Source organism: Runella sp. R5_40 (assembly GCF_057652295.1).
The window spans coordinates 70,570-88,900 of the sequence record NZ_JBYFCH010000009.1; the positions used below are offsets into that span (position 1 = coordinate 70,570).

The following is an 18,331-nucleotide window of genomic DNA, read 5'->3' on the forward strand; positions in this document are numbered from 1 at the left end:
TACTAATAATTCTGCATGGCAGATTTGAGTCGGCTTGCACTCAATCATTCGTCTAAACCCAGATTTTCTTTCAATCTCATAATTACATCCGATGGCAGCTCTGTTATTTCGCCTATTAAATCAATGGGAAGCCCCTTTTTCAACATATTAGAAGCTATTTCAGTAGCTCGTTCTTCCTTGCCTTTAGCTTCGCCTTCGTCAAAGGCAGTGTCAATAACATTTTTAAGATCTCTATACGATTTTAAACTTTCCTCATATTGTTCTTTCTCTTCATGGCTAAATTTAGCTATTTCAGCTGCTTCAAATAGGCGTTGAAATATCCGTTCTTGTAATTTTTGCGGCCTTTCTGTCAAGTTCGGCAAATGTTTTAATACAAAGAGCCATTTATCATAAGTTGTCTCTAACTCGTCTTCTGATTTATTAAAATGCGGCATTTCAAGATAAACAAAAGTCAATTTATCATAAAATACATCCCCCTTCTGGTTTTTCAATTGTACCTCATGCCGTACTTCTTTGGTTAAATTACTCTTAGAATCTTCATTAAAGGCAAAATCTAAAATTCCTACGGTATAAACTGCTGAAAGTCTATAATTCCAATCTCCTGCTTGCGCTTGTTCTTGAATGGGAAATGTGGAATAAAATACACTTCTATCCTTAAAATAATTTTGCTTGGCTTTCTGCATTTCCACAATAAATCGTTCCCCACTTGGGCTTATGCAATACAAATCAAAAACTGCCTTTCGATCCATTTCAGTATGCCCTATATACTCGTTTTTACGATAGCTCAAATCAGCTACTTTCTTCTGTTGAGGCAGAATGACATCATTTAAAAAGTTGATTAATAAGTCTTTATTAGGCTCAGTCCCAAAGAGCTTCTTAAACCCAAAATCGGTAAACGGATTAATGTATTTTTCTTTGAATGTCATTGCTCTCTTTATTTATACTGCAAAGTTACGCTTTTTAACGTCTAAAGTTGAGCATATTTCTGTACGAAAAAATATTTTACATACAAATAATGAATTTATTAAGCCCATTTTACATACATTTACAGAATAAATAAAATTGATGTATGAAGGGAACAAATTTGGGCGAGTTTGAAGAGTTGGTGTTACTTACGATTGCCGCCTTAGCCAGCGAAGCTTACAGCGTAGCCATTTGCGACGAATTGGAGAAACATACAGGCAGAGCCGCGAAATTAGGGGTGGTTCACGCTGTTCTTAATCGACTGGAAGAAAAGGGATTAGCCAAAAGTTTTTTGGGCGAAGCCACCAGTGCCCGCGGCGGCAAACGCAAACGCTATTACGAAGTAACCCAAGCGGGAAAAATGGCACTGGTCAACGCCCGTGAAATCCGTGAAGGACTCTGGCGAATCATCCCTGAGCTCAACCTTGGGGGAGCGGTATGAGTACCGCCCCCACTCCTCCCCGCAATGCACAACGGCTCTTGGAATGGTATTGCCGCCCCGAGCTCGCCGAAGATTTGCAAGGCGACCTCTACGAATTTTTTGAGCGTAACCTTCAACGCCGTGGCCTTCGCTACGCCCGCTTTATTTATTGGATAGACGTCCTGAAGTTTATCCGATTGTACACCCTACGTGTGCCTAATTTTTATTCATTTTTTACTTATACCATCATGTTTAACAGCTATTTTAAAACATCACGACGCAGTTTGGTTCGCAACAAACTCTTTTCAGCCATCAACATTATCGGACTTTCCATCAGCATGTCGGTGGGATTATTGATGATTTCTTTTTTGAGTGATTTGCTTTCTTACGATGATTTTCACGAAAAAAAGAACCGTATTTACCGCATCAACACCTCACTCCGACCCACAGGACAACCTTCTATTGAACTCGCCTCGGGGTCGGTATTGGCGGGTAAAAAAATTCAAGAAACATTCCCCAACGTGGAACAAGTAACGCTATTGCGGCGGGGTTTCGGCGGGGATGCCAAAGTAAACGAAACCACGCTTCCGCTGGGTGGGTTGTGGGCGGATGCGTCCTTTTTTAAAGTCTTTACGTTTCCGCTGCTTTCGGGCAATCCTGCGACCGCGTTAAAAAATCCCTACACGATTGTTTTGCCCGAAAAAACCGCCCAAAAACTGTTTGGTGACACCGACGTGCTGGGCAAAAGCATTCGATTTGACACCACCGAATACACCATTACGGGCGTCATGAAAGATATTCCCAAGCTGTCTCACTTACGTTTTGACGCCTTGGTGTCTTTCGCCAGTATCGAACTCCAAAAACCCGATTTTGACGGTGGTTTTATGAATTGGGGCAATGTTTTTTCAAATTATACCTACGTATTATTGCCCGAAAACAGCTCACTTAAAACCCTGCAAGCAAACCTCGATAAGCTTTGTTTGTCGGAAAACAAACAACTTAAAAATCAGCAAATTCAGTTGAACCCCCAATCATTAAACGGCATCACGATTGGCAATCGCTTGGAAAATGCCAGTGGCCCTACCATGAACCAAATCACCATTTGGATACTGGCAGGTTTGGTGCTGGTAGTGATTTTGTCGGCCTGTTTCAATTACACCAATCTCTCTATCGCACGGTCGCTTCGCCGAGCGCGGGAGGTGGGTGTTCGCAAAATCGTTGGTGCGTTTAAGGAACACGTTTTGCTTCAATTTATTACCGAATCGGTGCTTATTTCTCTGATGGCACTGTTGTTGGCATTTGTACTTTTCTTGGTGCTACGGGCACAGTTTTTGGGTCTAGCCCCTCAGCTTACCGAACTCGTTTCATTGGAACTTTCACCCAAAATCATCTTGTATTTTGTCGGTTTATCAGCCTTGGTTGGCATTGCTGCGGGTTTCTTACCTGCGTTATTTTTTGCCCGTATCAAAGCCATTCAGGTGTTAAAAGATGCTTCTTCAGTTCCCCTTTTCCGCCGCGTTAATCTCCGCAAAGCGCTTATCGTTGTTCAATATACGTTTTCCCTGATTTTCATCACTACCACGATTCTTGGTTATAATCAATACAAACATTTTATCGTTTTTAACCTCGGATTTTCTACCGAAAACATCCTGAATATCAACCTAAAAGGCAACAAAAGTGAAATTCTTCGGAAAGAATTGGCCGAAATCCCAAGCTTAACCGACATTTCCACCTCTCGACTTGTCACCAGCTTAGGAAGCGTATATGGCACCATGATTAAGTACCAACAACCAGACGATTCTTCCAATATTGCCCAAAACTACGTGGACGAACGCTATTTACCCTTACACGGACATCAGCTGCTTGCGGGACAACATTTTACACCACGGGCCAAAAGCGAAGAGAGTTCGGAAGTGATTGTCAATGAGCAAGTCATAAAACGATTCAACATCGGTGGTGGCCATCCGACCAAGGCCATCGGAGAACAAATCAAAACCCTCGACGGGAAAAAGTTTACCATTATCGCGGTGGTCAAGGACTTCCATTACCGAACGGTCGAACACCGCATTGAGCCTTTTGTGTTTTTTTATTCCCCCAACGAAGGCAACCTTAACCTCAAAATCAACTCCAAAGACTTGCCCGCCACCATGGCGCAGATTGAAGCCGTGTGGAAACGCATTGACAAAGTTCACCCGTTGGATGCCCGTTTTTACGACGACCAAATCGAAGAAGCCTACCGCCAATTTTCGGTTATCGTGAAAGTCATTGGATTTTTGGCCTTTTTAGCCGTTTGCATTGCGTCCTTAGGCTTGTTTGGCATGGTTGTTTTCACGACCGAAACCAAACTCAAAGAAATCAGTATCCGTAAAGTGCTGGGAGCCAATGAGCCCTCTTTGGTTTATTTTCTTAGCAAAGGTTTTTTGGGGTTGTTGGTACTTTCGGCGGCCATTGCCCTACCTAGCACGTATTTGTTGTTTGATAAATTGGTACTTACCCAATTTGCCTACCACCAACCTATCCATTTTTGGGAACTAACGGTCGGTTTTTGGTCCGTTTTGGCGTTGGCAGTTGTGCTTATCGGCTCTCAAACCCTAAAAGCCGCCCGCACCAATCCCGCGAATGTTTTGAAGAATGAATGAGTAATGATTTGTGTTGTGCTCGAAGGCTTTGCTTTCGAGCACAACACAAACTGCGTCTATTTATTTGTTCAAAATCACAAACTCAATTCGACGATTTCGGTACTGGTCGTTCTTACCGTTTTCTGGATACACCATCGGTTGCTTCATGCCGTAGCCAGCATACGATAATCGGGTTTTATCCGAACCATTTGCAACCAAAAACTCATATACTTCTTTGGCACGATTGATAGAAAGATCATACTGACTTGTTTGTTTATCATATACATCTTGCCCCAAATCGCCACAACAAACGTGCCCACGAATTTCCAATTTAAGATCAGGATGGGTTTTAAGCGCAGCCGCCACCGCTTCCAATGCTGGCAGATTGGTGGTGGGCATGAGGTGGTAACCAAACTCAAAACTCAGCCGTCGAATGATAATCGCGTCGCCGACTCCACTGTTTTGCAAGCTGTCTAAAAAAGCCCGAGCAATAGCCGCTCCCTTGGTTTTTTCAGGGATTTCTTTCACCCCTTTGGTGTAAAAAATGCGGGTAGTGTCATTGGCCACATAAATTTTACGGGTGATGAACAAGGTCGTTTTTACCTGCCACATCGTCGTATCAATGTGCAGCGTATCGCCCTTTAGCGGTTTTCGGTTGCCCACCAAATAGACCGAAGGAAAAGGCGGAAGCAGTTGAATGAGGGTATCTCTGATTGAAACCGTTTTAACGGCGGGTTTGGGCGGAAGCGAGTCACGATATACAATCACCGTTTTTATTTTTTTTGTGGTGTCTTCTTTTGCATAAACCGTAATCCACACGACGCGGTTTTCGGCATCAACATACGGCTGCGTTCGATCAACAGGATTGCGGCGACCAAAGCCGATGATGGCATGAATGTTTTCGCGAGCGAAGCCGCTGGCCATTAAAAAATTCTTTACAGCCAATGCGCGTTTGAGCGACAGGCTGTCGTTGAGCGCATCGGAGCCGTGGCGGTCGCCGCGCCCCGCGATGTTGATGTGGGACTGGTTTTTGTGCTGCGCGGCAAAGTCTTTAAGCAACGTTTTAGCCGCAGGACTCAGCCCAAATTTCCCCTCCGAAAAATAGATTTTGAGCAAGAGACTGTCCTTTTGGGCATGAACTTGCTGGATGCTCAGGAGGATGAAGAGCAGGGGGATGAAAAATTTGACGATACAACTGATTTTCATAGTTGGTATTTTATTTTGCTCGAAAACAAACAAATAACTCAGCAAAAGCCCCTTTATAACATGCGCTTTCTATGTTGAATTTTTACTTATTATTGTTGTTTTTGAATTTAAAATCTGCGACTGTTTTCATTTTATTCTTTTTAAATGTAGCAACATAATGTATTTCTACTCCTGTTCCAGGAGGAGCATATGACATTTTTTTGCCATTTTCAAATTGAGGGTCATCCAGGTTCTCCATGATTACTACCCCATCTTCTGGATTTGCTCTTATATGTTCCATTTGCTGCCTTTCCACATCGTTTATAGGTGCGTCGGGAGGTCTACTATTTGTTTTATAACCAGCAGTGGAAGGGCGGTCTTTAGAGACATCACGAATTCCCGCTTTTTTTTCTTTCTTCTTTTTTCCTGCATCTGTCCATCCCTTTCCACTCAGTCCATCAGGGTCTGTTAGTATAGTGGGGCTTTGATAGACATACCCATATACTTCTAAATTGTGCGGACTAAAGACACCCCCATTACGTTTACCCTCCAAATACTCCCCAAAAATTGGCGGATCCACCGATAACCACATAGAAGTAGCCGCATCATAATACCTCGCTCCATAATAATACAATCCCGTTTTGGCATCTCGTTCTTTTGCATTGTACAAATAGGGAGTTGCTTCAGAACTGTTACGCTCTTCAAAAAATGTCTCTCCAAAGGCCGAATACTCCACGTGTTGGACGGCTTCTCCTAGCACATTGCTTACGTAGGAAGTACTTCCCAAATGGTCTCCGTGGTAAAAATATTGGTTGAGCTCTGCAAGGTGTCCCGTTCCTCTAAACCCATACCCTGCCTTTACGGAGTCATTACTCGGAATCGGACTGACATAAATCGGCGGGCCGTTGGTTGGTTTGGTGGTATTGCCAGGCCACCCAGCAGGAATGTTCCCTGCGGTACTATCCACCAACACGGGTGGTGCGATACCACTGTTTTGGGGTTCGGCATAAAACAGCTTTTGGGTAGGTGGGCCAGGACTAACGCCCAAAGTAGCGTAATAATTGACTCGGTCTTGTTTCAACTGCGCGGCTCGTTGGATGTAATTGACTCCCCCCGCCGTCAGTGCCGATTGAGGAAAAGAAATATTGGTAAAACTTCCCGTACCAATTTTGGAAACAATCCGCTCAGTTTCGACGTAAATGTGCTTGGTAAAGCCCGTCCTTCTACATACCAAATACGGACTTACATAAACCGTATAATTGTCGCGGTGATTGATGGTGCCCGCCGCCGCGCCGTTGAGCCAAGTCCCTTGAACTCCTCCACTGCTTTTTATCACCCTATCTCCCGCCGCATCGTAGGTGTATTCGCTGAGTAGGCCGTTGTCGAGGATGGCCATTAAGCGATTGTCTTCGTCCCAAAAATACTCCGCACCGCCAAAAACCGTGAGGTTTCCGTTGAGGTCGTAACGGCTTTTTTTGTTGCCAATCTGAGTGGGTTGGTGGGGAGCAGCGCCACCGTATTGGTAGTTATATTGGTAATTCCCAGAAGTATCGCGTTTTGTTAATTTTTTGCTGAGAATGTTCGACAAGTTGTCGTAGGACATTCCCAACGTATAGGACGCCGTGTCTTTGCTGCCTTCGTACTGTCCCGTGGCAGCGACGAGTCGGTACAAATTGTCGTAGTTGTATTTTTGACTGGCTTTGCCTCCGAGTTTTCCTTGTTGCGGCAAGCTGTTGTTAATAATCCCTGTGATATTACTGACAGCATCGTAGGTGTAGCTGTTGTTCAGCATCGAACGACCACTTGCCGCCGTGGTTTGCAAGCCTTTAAGGCGGCGACGCTGCTCATCAAAAGTATAATTCATTTCGGTGCCATTGCCGTACTTCATATATACTTTGGTTTCGTATTCGTCGTAGCCTATTTTGCTGACGTACGCATACGCATTCCCCGCCTTTTGACCATCGATACTCGCTAGCCCGCCTGCCCGGTTGTAGTGATAATTAACCACTTCACCATCGGGGTAAGTCATTTTTTTGAGGCGATTCCAAGTGTCGTATTCTTGCTCACTGACGTAAGTAGTATAAAAAACTTCATTGACCAACACCGTCCGAATTTCTTTGGTGACTTCGCCTAATTTCCCGTAGAAAAGCTCTCGCCCACCACTTGCATCTTTTACCAGCGTCAGTCGCCCCGCCCGATTGCCCGAGTTGGGAGCGCCGTAGCTGTAACTTACTTTGTTTTGGTAATAAATGGGATAATCGATATCGACAGGGCGTTCGTAATCATAACCGTACTTGATAGCCCCTCCTTTGGGAATTGTTTTTCGAAGTTGGGCGCTTGTTTTTTGTACCAAGTTCCCTGCCAAATCGTAGCTAAATTCGGTCAAACCCGCATCAGGATGCAAGGTACTAATGCGACGTCCTAGGTTATCGTAGGTATTAACAATGTTATTTTTGAGGTGGTCTTCTACCCGCAACAATTCACTCAGGGCATTATAGAAATAATTGGTAAAAATCGTCCCATCGGGGCCGCCGTACTGCCTCACTTGGACTTGACGGCCTCTTACATCGTCCAATTTTTCAATTCTATTGCCCAGCCCATCCTTGCTTTCGGTAATGAGCTGATTATTAACCGCCGAGTAGCTCATGGTTTCAACCGTGCCATCGGCCAATTCTCGCCGCACCACTCGGTCGGTGATATCATAACTGACTGATTCGAGTAGGTTCCCAATCGTCGTTGATATCTTGGTATTTTCAGCCCCCAGCGCCTCCGTCGTAGGGTAATACTTTTTGACAACCCGTCCGAAAGCATCGTATATATCGCCCCCCGATACAATCATTTTTAATTCATCGGCGAGGTTTTTACCTTTGAAGAGCGCGCCCAATTTTTTGGTTTCAATTTCTCTCCCCAAACCATCCATAAAAGTCACAATATCAATGGAGCTGTCGTATTCAGGGTCGTAGTGACGGGTAAGGGCGTACGGGGTGCTGGCCTCGGGATGGTATTCAAAGGCCAAAGTATATGCTTTGCCTGCGGCCAATTCATAAGGCCCAGTAATGGTACTGATACGTCCTCGGTTGTCGATTCCGAATCGAATTGGTTGGTTTTGAATACTGGTACTTTGAATTCTATTTCCAAAACGGTATTCGTACTCCGCTGTGCTGCTGTAGCCATAAGCATCAGTGGTTTTTACGGGGTAGCTGTGCGTCACATTGTCGTAGGCATATTGATAAAACAGCCGTTGCCCTCGGTAATTGGCGGGGCGTAAAAGTTTACTCAAATTACCGTACTCGTCGTATTCAAGGTCAAAATTGGCCGAAGTTCCATCGGCCAAAAACGCCCGCACTTGAGTGAGATGCCCTTTGCTATCTATAGCGGTCGTACGTTTTCTTTTGGTTCCTTCAGCCGTTGTCACAATTACCTCCGCAGGAATGTTCTTGAGATAAGCAACGTCGTTATTATGGTACGAAACCTTGGCAGTGAGCACGTCTTGAGGCGTGCCATTGCCCGCGTCAATGAGCTTACTAATGTTCCCAAAAGCATCATAATCGTACTGCATGTACGTACTCGCACCAGCCACCGCTTTTCCTTCGTATATCCACCTGTCATTTCGAATCAGGGCAGGAAAAAATACGCTATCACGCACGGCTCTTAACTCGTAGGTATTACTACTTTCACTGAATTTATTGCCCGCAGCATCGCGCAAGATTTCGTTTTTGAGTAACCCTTTTAGGTAATAGTTTTGGTTCAAAAAAACTTCTTCCGAAGTGCGGTACACGGCATTATTGTTAGCCGTATTTAGCTCTTCGGTAACAACATTTGCAAAACCATAAAATTCTCTTTCGCGACGATCATAGCGCCCGTTGGCATAACGAAATCGGCTACGCAAGGTGTCTATCCCGTCGCCCGCTACACCGTCGTACACTTCTACGCTACTCAACGCCCATACGTTTTGGGACGACATTTCGTAGGTATTACCCAAGCGTTCATAATTCATTGAAAAATAAGAACCTAAAGGCCGTTGAACGCGCCGTAACATATTGGTACGCCCAATGGTAGAACTACGCACCGACAAATCTCCTTCGTTTTCGGAATGTACGACATCAAGATAACCATCGCCATTGACGTCCAGCAACTGATCCATTTGCCCCGAAACGCCGTGCCCAACGTTAAAAGAAGGGTTGATACAAATTTTTATAATGATGATGTTGATGGCAATGGTCAGGGCAGCGTTAATAGATTCTCCAACGGAAACGGTTTTATTGAGACTTGCCGCTCCTTTCCAAAGTAGCGGGGGTCCCAAACGGCTACCCGTGTTCAATTGAACCGTCAGTGGATTGGTCGAGGTAATTCGGTCGGGTAAGCCATCGCCATTGATGTCTTGGAAGGTTAGTTGGGTATTATCATCACTGCGCGACATTCCAATACCCGCTTCAATGGTTCCCGAAAAGAGATTTACCCCAATGCCCGCCCCGAAGCTAGTTGATTTACCTTCTTCGATATTTTCAAAATTCCAACGCTCGGGAGTCGAAAATGAATACCCAAGATTTAGGGCTACCTCGCCATTTTTATATACTTTATCGGGCAAACCATCGCCATTCATATCGATCCAAGCCGCCGTTCCTGATTGTTCGTTATAACCAATACTTCCCGAAAGGCCAATGGAGGCATTCGCAGATTTCTGCTCACTTCGGGCATTGGAGGCTGTTTTATTGTTTTTGGCACTGCTTCCACTACGTTTGTTGGAAGCCGACGCTTTGGGAAACTTTCCTCCCAAACTAAGTCCAAACGAATTGGCGGTGGTATTGGTAGGCGACAGCGCATTGGGTCGTCCCTTCGATTCCAGCCCTCCGTTTGGCAGGGTGAATTGAACATCATTGACGTGCAAAACATCAGGGTAATCGTCCCCGTTCATGTCCATCATGTCGAGTAAATTGGTCGTTGAGGCATTGGAATAGCTACCCGAAACCACAAATCCCCCCGAAAGGCTATTGACATCACTTCGTTCGATTTTGGAAACCGCCGTCAACGACGCCCCAGCGCCCAACATCAGGCTATCGACGGCCACATCGTGCTTCCACAAACGGGAGCTACTCATGGTTGTTTTTGACACAAATACCGAACTATCACGGCCTATCCACGCGTTTTTTGTCGCATTACCGTACAGCGGAGCAAAATCCGAATTGGTAGGGCTCTGCACACTTTTAAGGGAATTGGGGTCTTTTCGGTAGCTGGCAGTGTCGGCGAGTATTTTTTTGTAATCAACATTTTTCAGCTCGTTGAAATTCAATTTTGACTCATCCAAAGGACCGTTGCCTTTGTCGCCCGCAAATGAAAACTGCCCCCAACCGCGAAAAAGTGGGCTTAATTCATCGTCCGAATTGGTATATATTCCCGCTGACCGCACCTTATACAGTACTTTGCGGTGTTTTCCTGTAGAGTCACTAACGAGCGTATCTATTTTGCTCCCATAGCCAATTAGGGACATGGCTTTGGCAAAACCCACGTTGGGTACGTGGTACTCCACAAAAATGGGGGTTTGAGGGGGCAAAATGAGCGATAGCGTATCAACAGCGCCCACAATTTTTCCATTTTTGACTTGCAAAATTCGCTTGGCTATGACCGAATTAGGGCTTTTGATGGTGAACACAACAGTCCCACTACTATCAGCTTTGAGGGGGACCAATGGGTACACACGAACGGTATCCGGGGTATTTTTTTCGACAACGGGGGTAGGCGAAAACCAAGTAGTGTACTTGTTATTTTCTGGCACTATCCCGCCTTTTTGTGTCACAGGCTGACGCGTCGAAGCATCCACAAACGTTAATTCATAGTTGGGCGACCAACGCACGGCCGTTCGGTCAATGTACGAATCGGCATCTATCTCAAACCGTAACAAATCTTTGACCGTTACGTTTAGCGCGGTATCTTTCAGCGGGCCACTGACGCTGGTATTTCCTGCAAAAACTCGCTGAAATGGAATAGAAATCCCTCCCAGCGAATCCTTCCGAACGATTCGTACAATGACCGTATCTGAGGTAATTGATTTGAAAAAATCACCCGAAATTTTTAAAATTCCCGAAGCAGGAATCCCCAACGGCTGAATGGCACTGAGGATAAAGTCTTCGGAGGCTTGGTAGTGCCGCGTATCTTTTTTGTTGACATCCAACACGGGTGAAACCGCGCTCACGTAATCAACGATGGGATCCCACTCCACTTCATCGTTTTCACCATTATAAACCGATTGCACCCTAAAATAGACACGATCGCCTTTTTTTACCCTTACATTACTCACCCCTGTCGGTATTTTGGGGGTAAAGTTTCCCGCGCCAATGGCCTCGCTCCACACGACCCCCTCTCGTACCTGAATGCTCACCCTTACGCCATCTTCTTTTTTTGATCGAAGACTGTCCGCTGCTTTTAGCAATTGAACGGGGCCTGAAATGCGAACCGCTCCGTCGAAAGGTGCCGTCCAAAAACGTACGATGTCTTGGAGTGGAAACTCTTTTTCTTGGCGGTGTTGCAGGGCTGTATCGGGGGCAAAAAAAGTTTTATCCACCGTTCCACCGAGAAAAAGCGGATTAGGCGTACGCGTACTCGTTCGTTCAAAAATGGGTTCTCCCTGCGGGTCAAGGTGATTGAAAAAAACCTGCCCGTTAGAAGCAATGTCTATCAAACCATCCCCGTTAAAATCAGACAGATAGGTGGTGGTCGTGGTGGTAGTATTGGTATAATTATACCCAAAAAAGCCCAAAGGTGGAACAATCTGTAAGCCCAGTGAAAACGAAAGTGCATTGCTGGCACTAAAATCATTGACGCCACTGATGGGCTTCAGGTTTCCAAAAGCGTTGGCATTTTTTAGATTAGCCCGATAAAATAGCCGATTCCCTAATTTGATGATTTTGTCGGGAAGGCCATCCCCATTGATGTCGGTCATGCTTACCACTCCTTCATTGCCTGTGTAGTCAAACTCAAAACTTCCTCCCACCGTAAACTGCTTGGTCCAGCCGTCGCCTATAAACCCCACGGTGAGAGCCAGCCCTGCCCCAAAGCTGTTGGATTTTTCGGTACTCAGTACCGAACTCTGGTCATTAAACCCTGGAATGGGATTAATGATGCCACCTTTCGCGCCATCCTTCTCTACGTTCCACTTTGTCAATTCGCCCAAGGGAGCGTAACCAGAGGACGCAAGAACATCGTCGAAATAGTCGAAACGATGCGTATAAAACTCCTTTCCTGCATCATCTAGTTCGGTCACGCTTTCCAACAATGTTTTGTAAAAAGCTCCTTCTTTGTATTTCAAATCGTAGGTACGAACAAGCTGATTTACAAATGTTATGGTAACTTTTCGGAGCAAATCGGCCGTGACCATTTTAAAACCATAACGGGCATCCATACTGACATCTTTTCGCTGTGGCTCCGTCAATTGTCGGTCTCTCGTAAACGTCACCGTGTAAGGGCCTTCGGTAGAAGCTTTATTCGTATAATTGATTTTATCAATATACAGTTGTTGTCCTGGCCTACCGCCTACAACCCCTGGATTTTTTACGTTAGCGTACGTATATTGCACTCGGTTATCGTCCAAATCGCGCGTTTGTACCAATGCCCAATGGGCGATGTTTCCTAGCGTATCTTTGAGAACGGCCGCGTCCACTACGCCTTTCTCGGGCAAACCGCCGTAAAAATTTTTGACGCCGTTTTTATTAGTAACTTCCCACCAATAATTCGACGGATGCGAACCATGTCGGACGATTCTATCAAATCCTCCCTCCACCCGTGGAAAGAATTCTTTTTCAGTAACGCGTTTTTCTAACGTAGCTCGGTGCGCCGTGGGAGCCAATTGTCCCCCTTCCAACTGATACGTTTCGGTTTCCCATTGTGCATCATACCTCGGCACTCCCCAACGAGTATCTAGGTTTATGGCGGGAACAGACAAGTCCCAGCCTAGCCCCAACCAGCCATTACCCCCACCATTGTTGTAGCGGATGCTTAATTCTGGCTGCATTCCTTGCCGCCCCGCAGGAAGTTTTAGACCAAAATCCAATGACGCATTACCCATGGTATTTGCCGTGGGAGGTGCTATCATTACAATCCCCGCCGAAGGATCGGCAGGTTTAAAATCTTTGATAGTCGTAGGCGCATAGCCTTGCGTTTCAGGGGATTCGGGCACTTTTATAATCCCGTTAATCATGTCCGTAAAATGCAGGGTATGAGACAAAACTACGTTTGAGGGCGTAGCCACCGAGTCGAACGGTAGAACGAGCCACTTGCGGAGTTGTTCATCAAAATAATAAGTGCGAATGTCGCTGGCCGTATAGCCTTCAGGAATGAGCGTGCTATCGTAAGGAATACTCAACTGAGCAGCCTTACTAAATTGACTTCCATGCGGCAAGAAACGATACCCTGCCGCCCCCGCTGTTACGTTGACCATGTCTTCGTTCAATGCAGGCAAGTCGATGGCGCGTAGGGCCGTGATTGAAATTGGTTTGCTTTGGGATAAAGCATAGGCTGGAATCTCAATGGAAGCCCCTGAAATCGCCGTCGTAACCAAGGTTAAATCTAGCCCTTTTTCACGGTCAAAATGCCCTAAACTTTCTCCTTGCCTCACCTCAGACGTGTAAACTTGATCCGCTTTTTCAGCGCGCACAAAGCAGACATCCTTGGTAACAATTTCACCATTGGAAAAGGTGGCTTTCAACGACGCCCTAAACGATGTCTTACCAGGATTGTCAAGCAACGCTTCAAATTCACCACGATATACAGGGATGCGTTGGTCACCGCAGGTCAACAAAACGGGTTCTTTCGAGCTCCCTTTTTGCGGTTGAGGAAGGCGAATCATTCCTTTGATATAGGCATTTTGTCCATAAAAAACGCTATCGGGTTGGTTGAGCACAATCGCTTCCTCTCCTTTCGATTGCTGCTTAAAAACGATGCGTACTTGCTTAACTTCGTACTGATAATTCGCCTCCAAAGGCAACGAAAAACGAATGACGTTGTCGCCAGAATGCAACAGCGCCAAAGGGATGGTCTCTTGCTGACTACTCCACGCCTTATTGAGCTGAACAAAATGCGCTCCAATCGCTTGCGATTCGTTGATGCTTCGTGCAACAGACTCGTGGGTGCTTACACCGTACAGTTGATACTCTAAAAACGCTTGAAAGTCAGTACCAGGCAATTCAGGAAGTTGGACATGGAATACATTATCGAAAGGACTATCAATTGATTTTTTGTCCGTCGTCCCAATGCTACCATAAGCAATATCGGCATCAAATCCATATCTTACTGGCTTTGAAACAGACACACTTGCCACCGAAAGCGTTTTAGGAGTGGGAAATACTTCGGTTGTAAAGGCGTTGGTCGTTTTAATTTTTGAACCATAAAACGCAAACAGAACAACAAGCGAGGCAACGACCATCCCTCCTTTGACAAAAATAGATACCCACCGAATCGGTCTTAGGGTTTTCAAAAGGCAGGTTAATTTGTTGACACTTTTCATTTTATCGAACGATAAATAGTTTGTGGGTTGTCACTGACCTGCCCGACTGCAACACAATTAGATAAAGGCCGTGCGTGGTTAGCTGTTCGCTAAACAGGTAGTGGTCAGCCCCGAAAGCTTCATCCGTAAGTACTTGCTTTCCTTCTGCCGAGAAAATAGACACGTGAACGGGAGCAGGTTGATGCAACCTTACTTTGATGGAAAATTTTCCGTTGGAAGGATTAGGATACACTATTTCCGAATGAAATACGCTGAGTTGGGGGCCATTCACTTGGATTTCTCGGGTTGAACTACAGCCATTTTGAGTCGTAATAAGTGTATAAACGCCTTGCTGATTTAACTCAATTTCAGGCAATTGCGACTCTGTCTTATCAGGATTTCGCCAGCGGTACGTTATCCCAGCAGGCATATTTTCAGCCGCGTTAACTCGAACAGGCGCAGCTCCTTCCACCAAAGAATAGGTATCAGACAAACCCAGCGGTAACGGTGCTTCGGTGGGGTTGACCCAGAATGAATCAACGTACATTTGCTGCAACGCATCCGTTACGTTAAGGATATAATGCCCTGCAGAAAGACCGCCGAATTGTGCAGTCGAAAGCTTTTCTGGCTGCTGACGCTGGGCCGCAAATCCAGTTGATTTATTAAAAATTGTGAGGGAATAAGGCGGCTGTCCACCCAAAATCCGAACCTCAAACTGCCCCAAATCAGGCTGTGAGCAGCTCGGCGTTGTTGCTTTAGTGGTGACGAGCAGGTCTTGCGCTACGACAAAAGAAAAGTGATTTTTTTGCGCCTTATTCATTGACCAAATCGTATTAAAATAAGCCAAACCCTGCTTATCAAGGTTTTTCATTTTAAAGAAACAAGTTGCCAAAGGTGCAAACTCCCCCGTTCCCGTGGTATCTACCGCCAGCCAAAACACAGGATTTGGGGGAATGGCAGCAAACACCTGTTTGGTATCCCATACAACTTCCGTCTCCCACAGGTTCTTGCCAAAAGAAGACACCAGCCCCTTTCGTTTCAAAAACGTTGGCATTCCCATCGTTTTGGGGGCAAAAACCAAGGCTTGATCATTGTCTCCCCACAGCAAATACTGGTGATTGTTGAGGGAGGACGCCGCCGAAATGGTGAGCAAATGGGGGGAATGACTACTACTAGCGATTCTCTGCGACCAGCCCGAGGCGTCGTCACGACCAATACCCGCTATGTTGTGGTGAAAAATGGGAGACTCTTCCCCATTCCAAAGGGTTTTACCTAAACTATTCACGTACTTCCCGCTCGATTCAGTGAGCGTAATTCCATATTTTAGTGCCAGATAAGACGCTACTTTTAATCGTTCTTCTCGGTCAAGGACTCGGTTAAAGGCAATCAATTCAGGCACGAGACCATTGAAAACGCTGACGGGCAACTCAGGGGAAGTAGGTAGATTGCCTATGTTCCATGTCTGCTCAGCTACTTCACTACTATCGACGGATTTTAATTGCCCATAAATATTGATTTTAGGCATAGCAGGCGCTAAATCCGTAAAATTCATGTATCGAATAGCTTCCAAATCGGCCACGCGCTCGGTTGTCAAGACGAGGCTTGTTTTCTTATTTTTCTCAATGCTCCAAATCAGCTGGTCTTTTTGCCGTTCTTTGGTCTGATATACTGTAAAGAAGGTGGCACTTGGCAATCTTTCATTGCCTAATGGGAGAAAAAGGCCATTGGAAGGAGTAAGCCGCCGAGCAGGGTGGTAATTGAGTCGCTCAGCGTGGTTGCTGTCGGCCATCCACCATCGAATAGCCCCTGCTACGCCGCCTGGCGCAGGCGTCAGCTGGTTTTGGGAAAACGTTGTGAATGCTCCCCACCAAAAGACAACGACAAAAAAGGCTTTAATAGAAGCTGGGTTCATAGGAGTAATGGTTACGATTTTGACAGAATCGACGCTACTAGCTTCTTGGTTTCTTGATGAGAAGAACGCGTTTTTTGGGGTAGCTACTCATAAACTCCCAGCCCAACGTAAATTGAATTGTATTGTTGGTATTTTTATTTTCGATAAAATTATACGCGTTGGCTTCGGTATGAACTATGTCCGTCAGGCCATAATGATAACGTGCTTCAAGGTTGAGTCCCAGCCCTACAAACTCATACCCAAGCTGAAAATTAAGCCCCAAATTATTTTTTCCTTTCAGGACATTCCGAAGCTGCTGTTGTTGTTCGAGGTCGCTACCAAAAGCGGGCAATTTCCCTGTCCCGCCCGAAGTATAATTTATTTTTTCGGGAGTTAAATTTAGCCCTAATTGGGGGCCAACTCCCACGTTAAATCCATGCAGCCCATCGTGTACTTTTTCAAACGGGTATAGCTTCAACATCAGCGGAAAGTTCAGGTAACGGTAGTTGAATTGCAGGGTGTAGTTGAAGTCTTTCTCCAAGTTGTTGAAGGCTAATTCACTACCTTGCTGGGAATATAAAACGTCGAAATTAAGCGAGGCAATGGTATTTTTCAATTCCCAATTGATACCAAATCCTGCCGTAAATCCCCATTTTCGGTTATTATTCAGGGTATAATTTGTAAAAAACGGCTCGCTCAATATAGTCGTTTGTAAGGCACCAATGCCCGAATAAACCGCACCTCCTTTCAGTCCAACTCGTAAACCGTCAACCGTTTGAGCGTTAGAAAACTGTACAAAAACCCCACAAAAGAGGTAGAAAAAAAAGCATGTAGTTTTCGCTGCCATTGAGTAACGGCATAACGGAGAAGAAGTACTAATTAGAGCTTTCATTGTTGAGAATAGTTTTTTCAAACACAGTAATTGGTTTTCCTATTCCCCGCCACTCCGACAATGCTTTTGTTTGAGCAGTCGTCAAAGTTTTATATTGATTTTTGCCATTGATAGCTTCCGTATAGGCTATACGTTTCTTGGTTTAGCTTCCGAAACGGGCGTAATGAGTCTGGTCATACGTAAGGAAGAGGCTTATTTTTCAATTTAGCTAGGGTCGTAAGACAAGGTAGAAAGAAAAATCGAAATAACCTCCTGAAAACCAGTATATTTTTCACCTAAGAAGCTATTAAGTTTTTTACATCCCATCCCTACCTATTTCACCCGAAAATACCCATCCAACGTCGTTTCTTCTGGCTGGTTTTGCTGTTTGACTTTTAGGATTATATACCAAGTGTTGTTATCCATTTTTTTGCCCTCAATTTTGCTCGAAACGATACGGCTCGCCCACGCCCCAAAAAAGCTACTGGTCATCCCATTAATTGCTTGGGCATTTTCAAAGTCCGAAGTGGTCATATAAGAAAAGGTTGAAAGGGTCGGGTCAAATTCAAACGCAATAAAAGGGTTTCCGCAATCATCACAGGGCAAATCCCCTATAATGTCTTTTTCATAATACCCCACATATTTGTTTCCCGTCTTTTCAAAACGATACGCCAAAAATGAACTTTGGTTGCTTCTGGGCGACAAGGCAATGGAGTGGTTTGGCAAAATTTCAAAAATTTCGAAAGGACGAACATCAGCCTGCTTTTTGCAACCAAATAGCCAGAATAAACATAGAATGGGTAGGAGCTTTTTCATAAGTATATGGCTTTTTTTAAAACAACGAATTAGTGGTCTAAAATAGTGCTATCTATATGACTACGCTTTCCAATTGCTTATACCAGAATTC

General features: G+C 45.2%; 8 protein-coding genes. 2 read left to right on the plus strand and 6 right to left on the minus strand.

The annotated features are described in order from the left end of the window. Positions 1 to 44 precede the first annotated feature (44 nt). Entirely contained in the window at positions 45 to 926 is an 882-nt protein-coding gene (locus tag AC23N5_RS17035) for an Rpn family recombination-promoting nuclease/putative transposase (RefSeq protein WP_183979298.1), read from the minus strand. Between the two features lie 143 nt (positions 927 to 1,069). Between AC23N5_RS17035 and AC23N5_RS17040 the strand changes: the two genes are divergently transcribed. Together AC23N5_RS17040 and AC23N5_RS17045 are read left to right on the plus strand one after the other, a co-directional pair. Then, on the plus strand, positions 1,070 to 1,405 hold the full coding sequence (locus tag AC23N5_RS17040; protein WP_183979299.1) for a PadR family transcriptional regulator: 336 nt from the start codon (positions 1,070 to 1,072) through the stop codon (positions 1,403 to 1,405). Then, positions 1,402 to 4,023, plus strand: a complete 2,622-nt coding sequence (locus AC23N5_RS17045) for an ABC transporter permease (RefSeq protein ID WP_487756506.1) — start codon at positions 1,402 to 1,404, stop codon at positions 4,021 to 4,023. The genes AC23N5_RS17040 and AC23N5_RS17045 overlap by 4 nt, the downstream gene beginning before the upstream one ends. Before the next feature lie 60 nt (positions 4,024 to 4,083). Here the strand turns inward: AC23N5_RS17045 and AC23N5_RS17050 are convergent, their stop codons facing one another. The 5 genes from AC23N5_RS17050 to AC23N5_RS17070 form a co-directional block, all read right to left on the minus strand. Continuing rightward, positions 4,084 to 5,208: an OmpA family protein gene (locus AC23N5_RS17050; RefSeq protein WP_487756507.1), complete on the minus strand. Its 1,125-nt coding sequence runs from the start codon at positions 5,206 to 5,208 to the stop codon at positions 4,084 to 4,086. A gap of 82 nt (positions 5,209 to 5,290) precedes the next feature. Then, positions 5,291 to 14,653, minus strand: coding sequence for a SpvB/TcaC N-terminal domain-containing protein (locus AC23N5_RS17055; protein ID WP_487756508.1), 9,363 nt, complete (start codon positions 14,651 to 14,653; stop codon positions 5,291 to 5,293). A 31-nt stretch (positions 14,654 to 14,684) separates the two neighbouring features. Then, on the minus strand, positions 14,685 to 16,574 hold the full coding sequence (locus tag AC23N5_RS17060) for a DUF8202 domain-containing protein (protein ID WP_487756509.1): 1,890 nt from the start codon (positions 16,572 to 16,574) through the stop codon (positions 14,685 to 14,687). Between the two features lie 37 nt (positions 16,575 to 16,611). Then, positions 16,612 to 17,445, minus strand: coding sequence for an outer membrane beta-barrel protein (locus AC23N5_RS17065; RefSeq protein ID WP_487756510.1), 834 nt, complete (start codon positions 17,443 to 17,445; stop codon positions 16,612 to 16,614). 312 nt (positions 17,446 to 17,757) lie between these two features. Further along, positions 17,758 to 18,240, minus strand: a complete 483-nt coding sequence (locus AC23N5_RS17070) for a hypothetical protein (RefSeq protein ID WP_487756511.1) — start codon at positions 18,238 to 18,240, stop codon at positions 17,758 to 17,760. Between the last annotated feature and the right edge of the window lie 91 nt (positions 18,241 to 18,331).

Bases quoted from the DNA above. Each gene is read 5' to 3' on its own strand.
- AC23N5_RS17035 (WP_183979298.1), bottom strand. From the start codon at position 926: ATGACATTCAAAGAAAAATACATTAATCCGTTTACCGATTTTGGGTTT.
- AC23N5_RS17040 (WP_183979299.1), top strand. From the start codon at position 1,070: ATGAAGGGAACAAATTTGGGCGAGTTTGAAGAGTTGGTGTTACTTACG.
- AC23N5_RS17045 (WP_487756506.1), top strand. From the start codon at position 1,402: ATGAGTACCGCCCCCACTCCTCCCCGCAATGCACAACGGCTCTTGGAA.
- AC23N5_RS17050 (WP_487756507.1), bottom strand. From the start codon at position 5,208: ATGAAAATCAGTTGTATCGTCAAATTTTTCATCCCCCTGCTCTTCATC.
- AC23N5_RS17060 (WP_487756509.1), bottom strand. From the start codon at position 16,574: ATGAACCCAGCTTCTATTAAAGCCTTTTTTGTCGTTGTCTTTTGGTGG.
- AC23N5_RS17065 (WP_487756510.1), bottom strand. From the start codon at position 17,445: ATGAAAGCTCTAATTAGTACTTCTTCTCCGTTATGCCGTTACTCAATG.
- AC23N5_RS17070 (WP_487756511.1), bottom strand. From the start codon at position 18,240: ATGAAAAAGCTCCTACCCATTCTATGTTTATTCTGGCTATTTGGTTGC.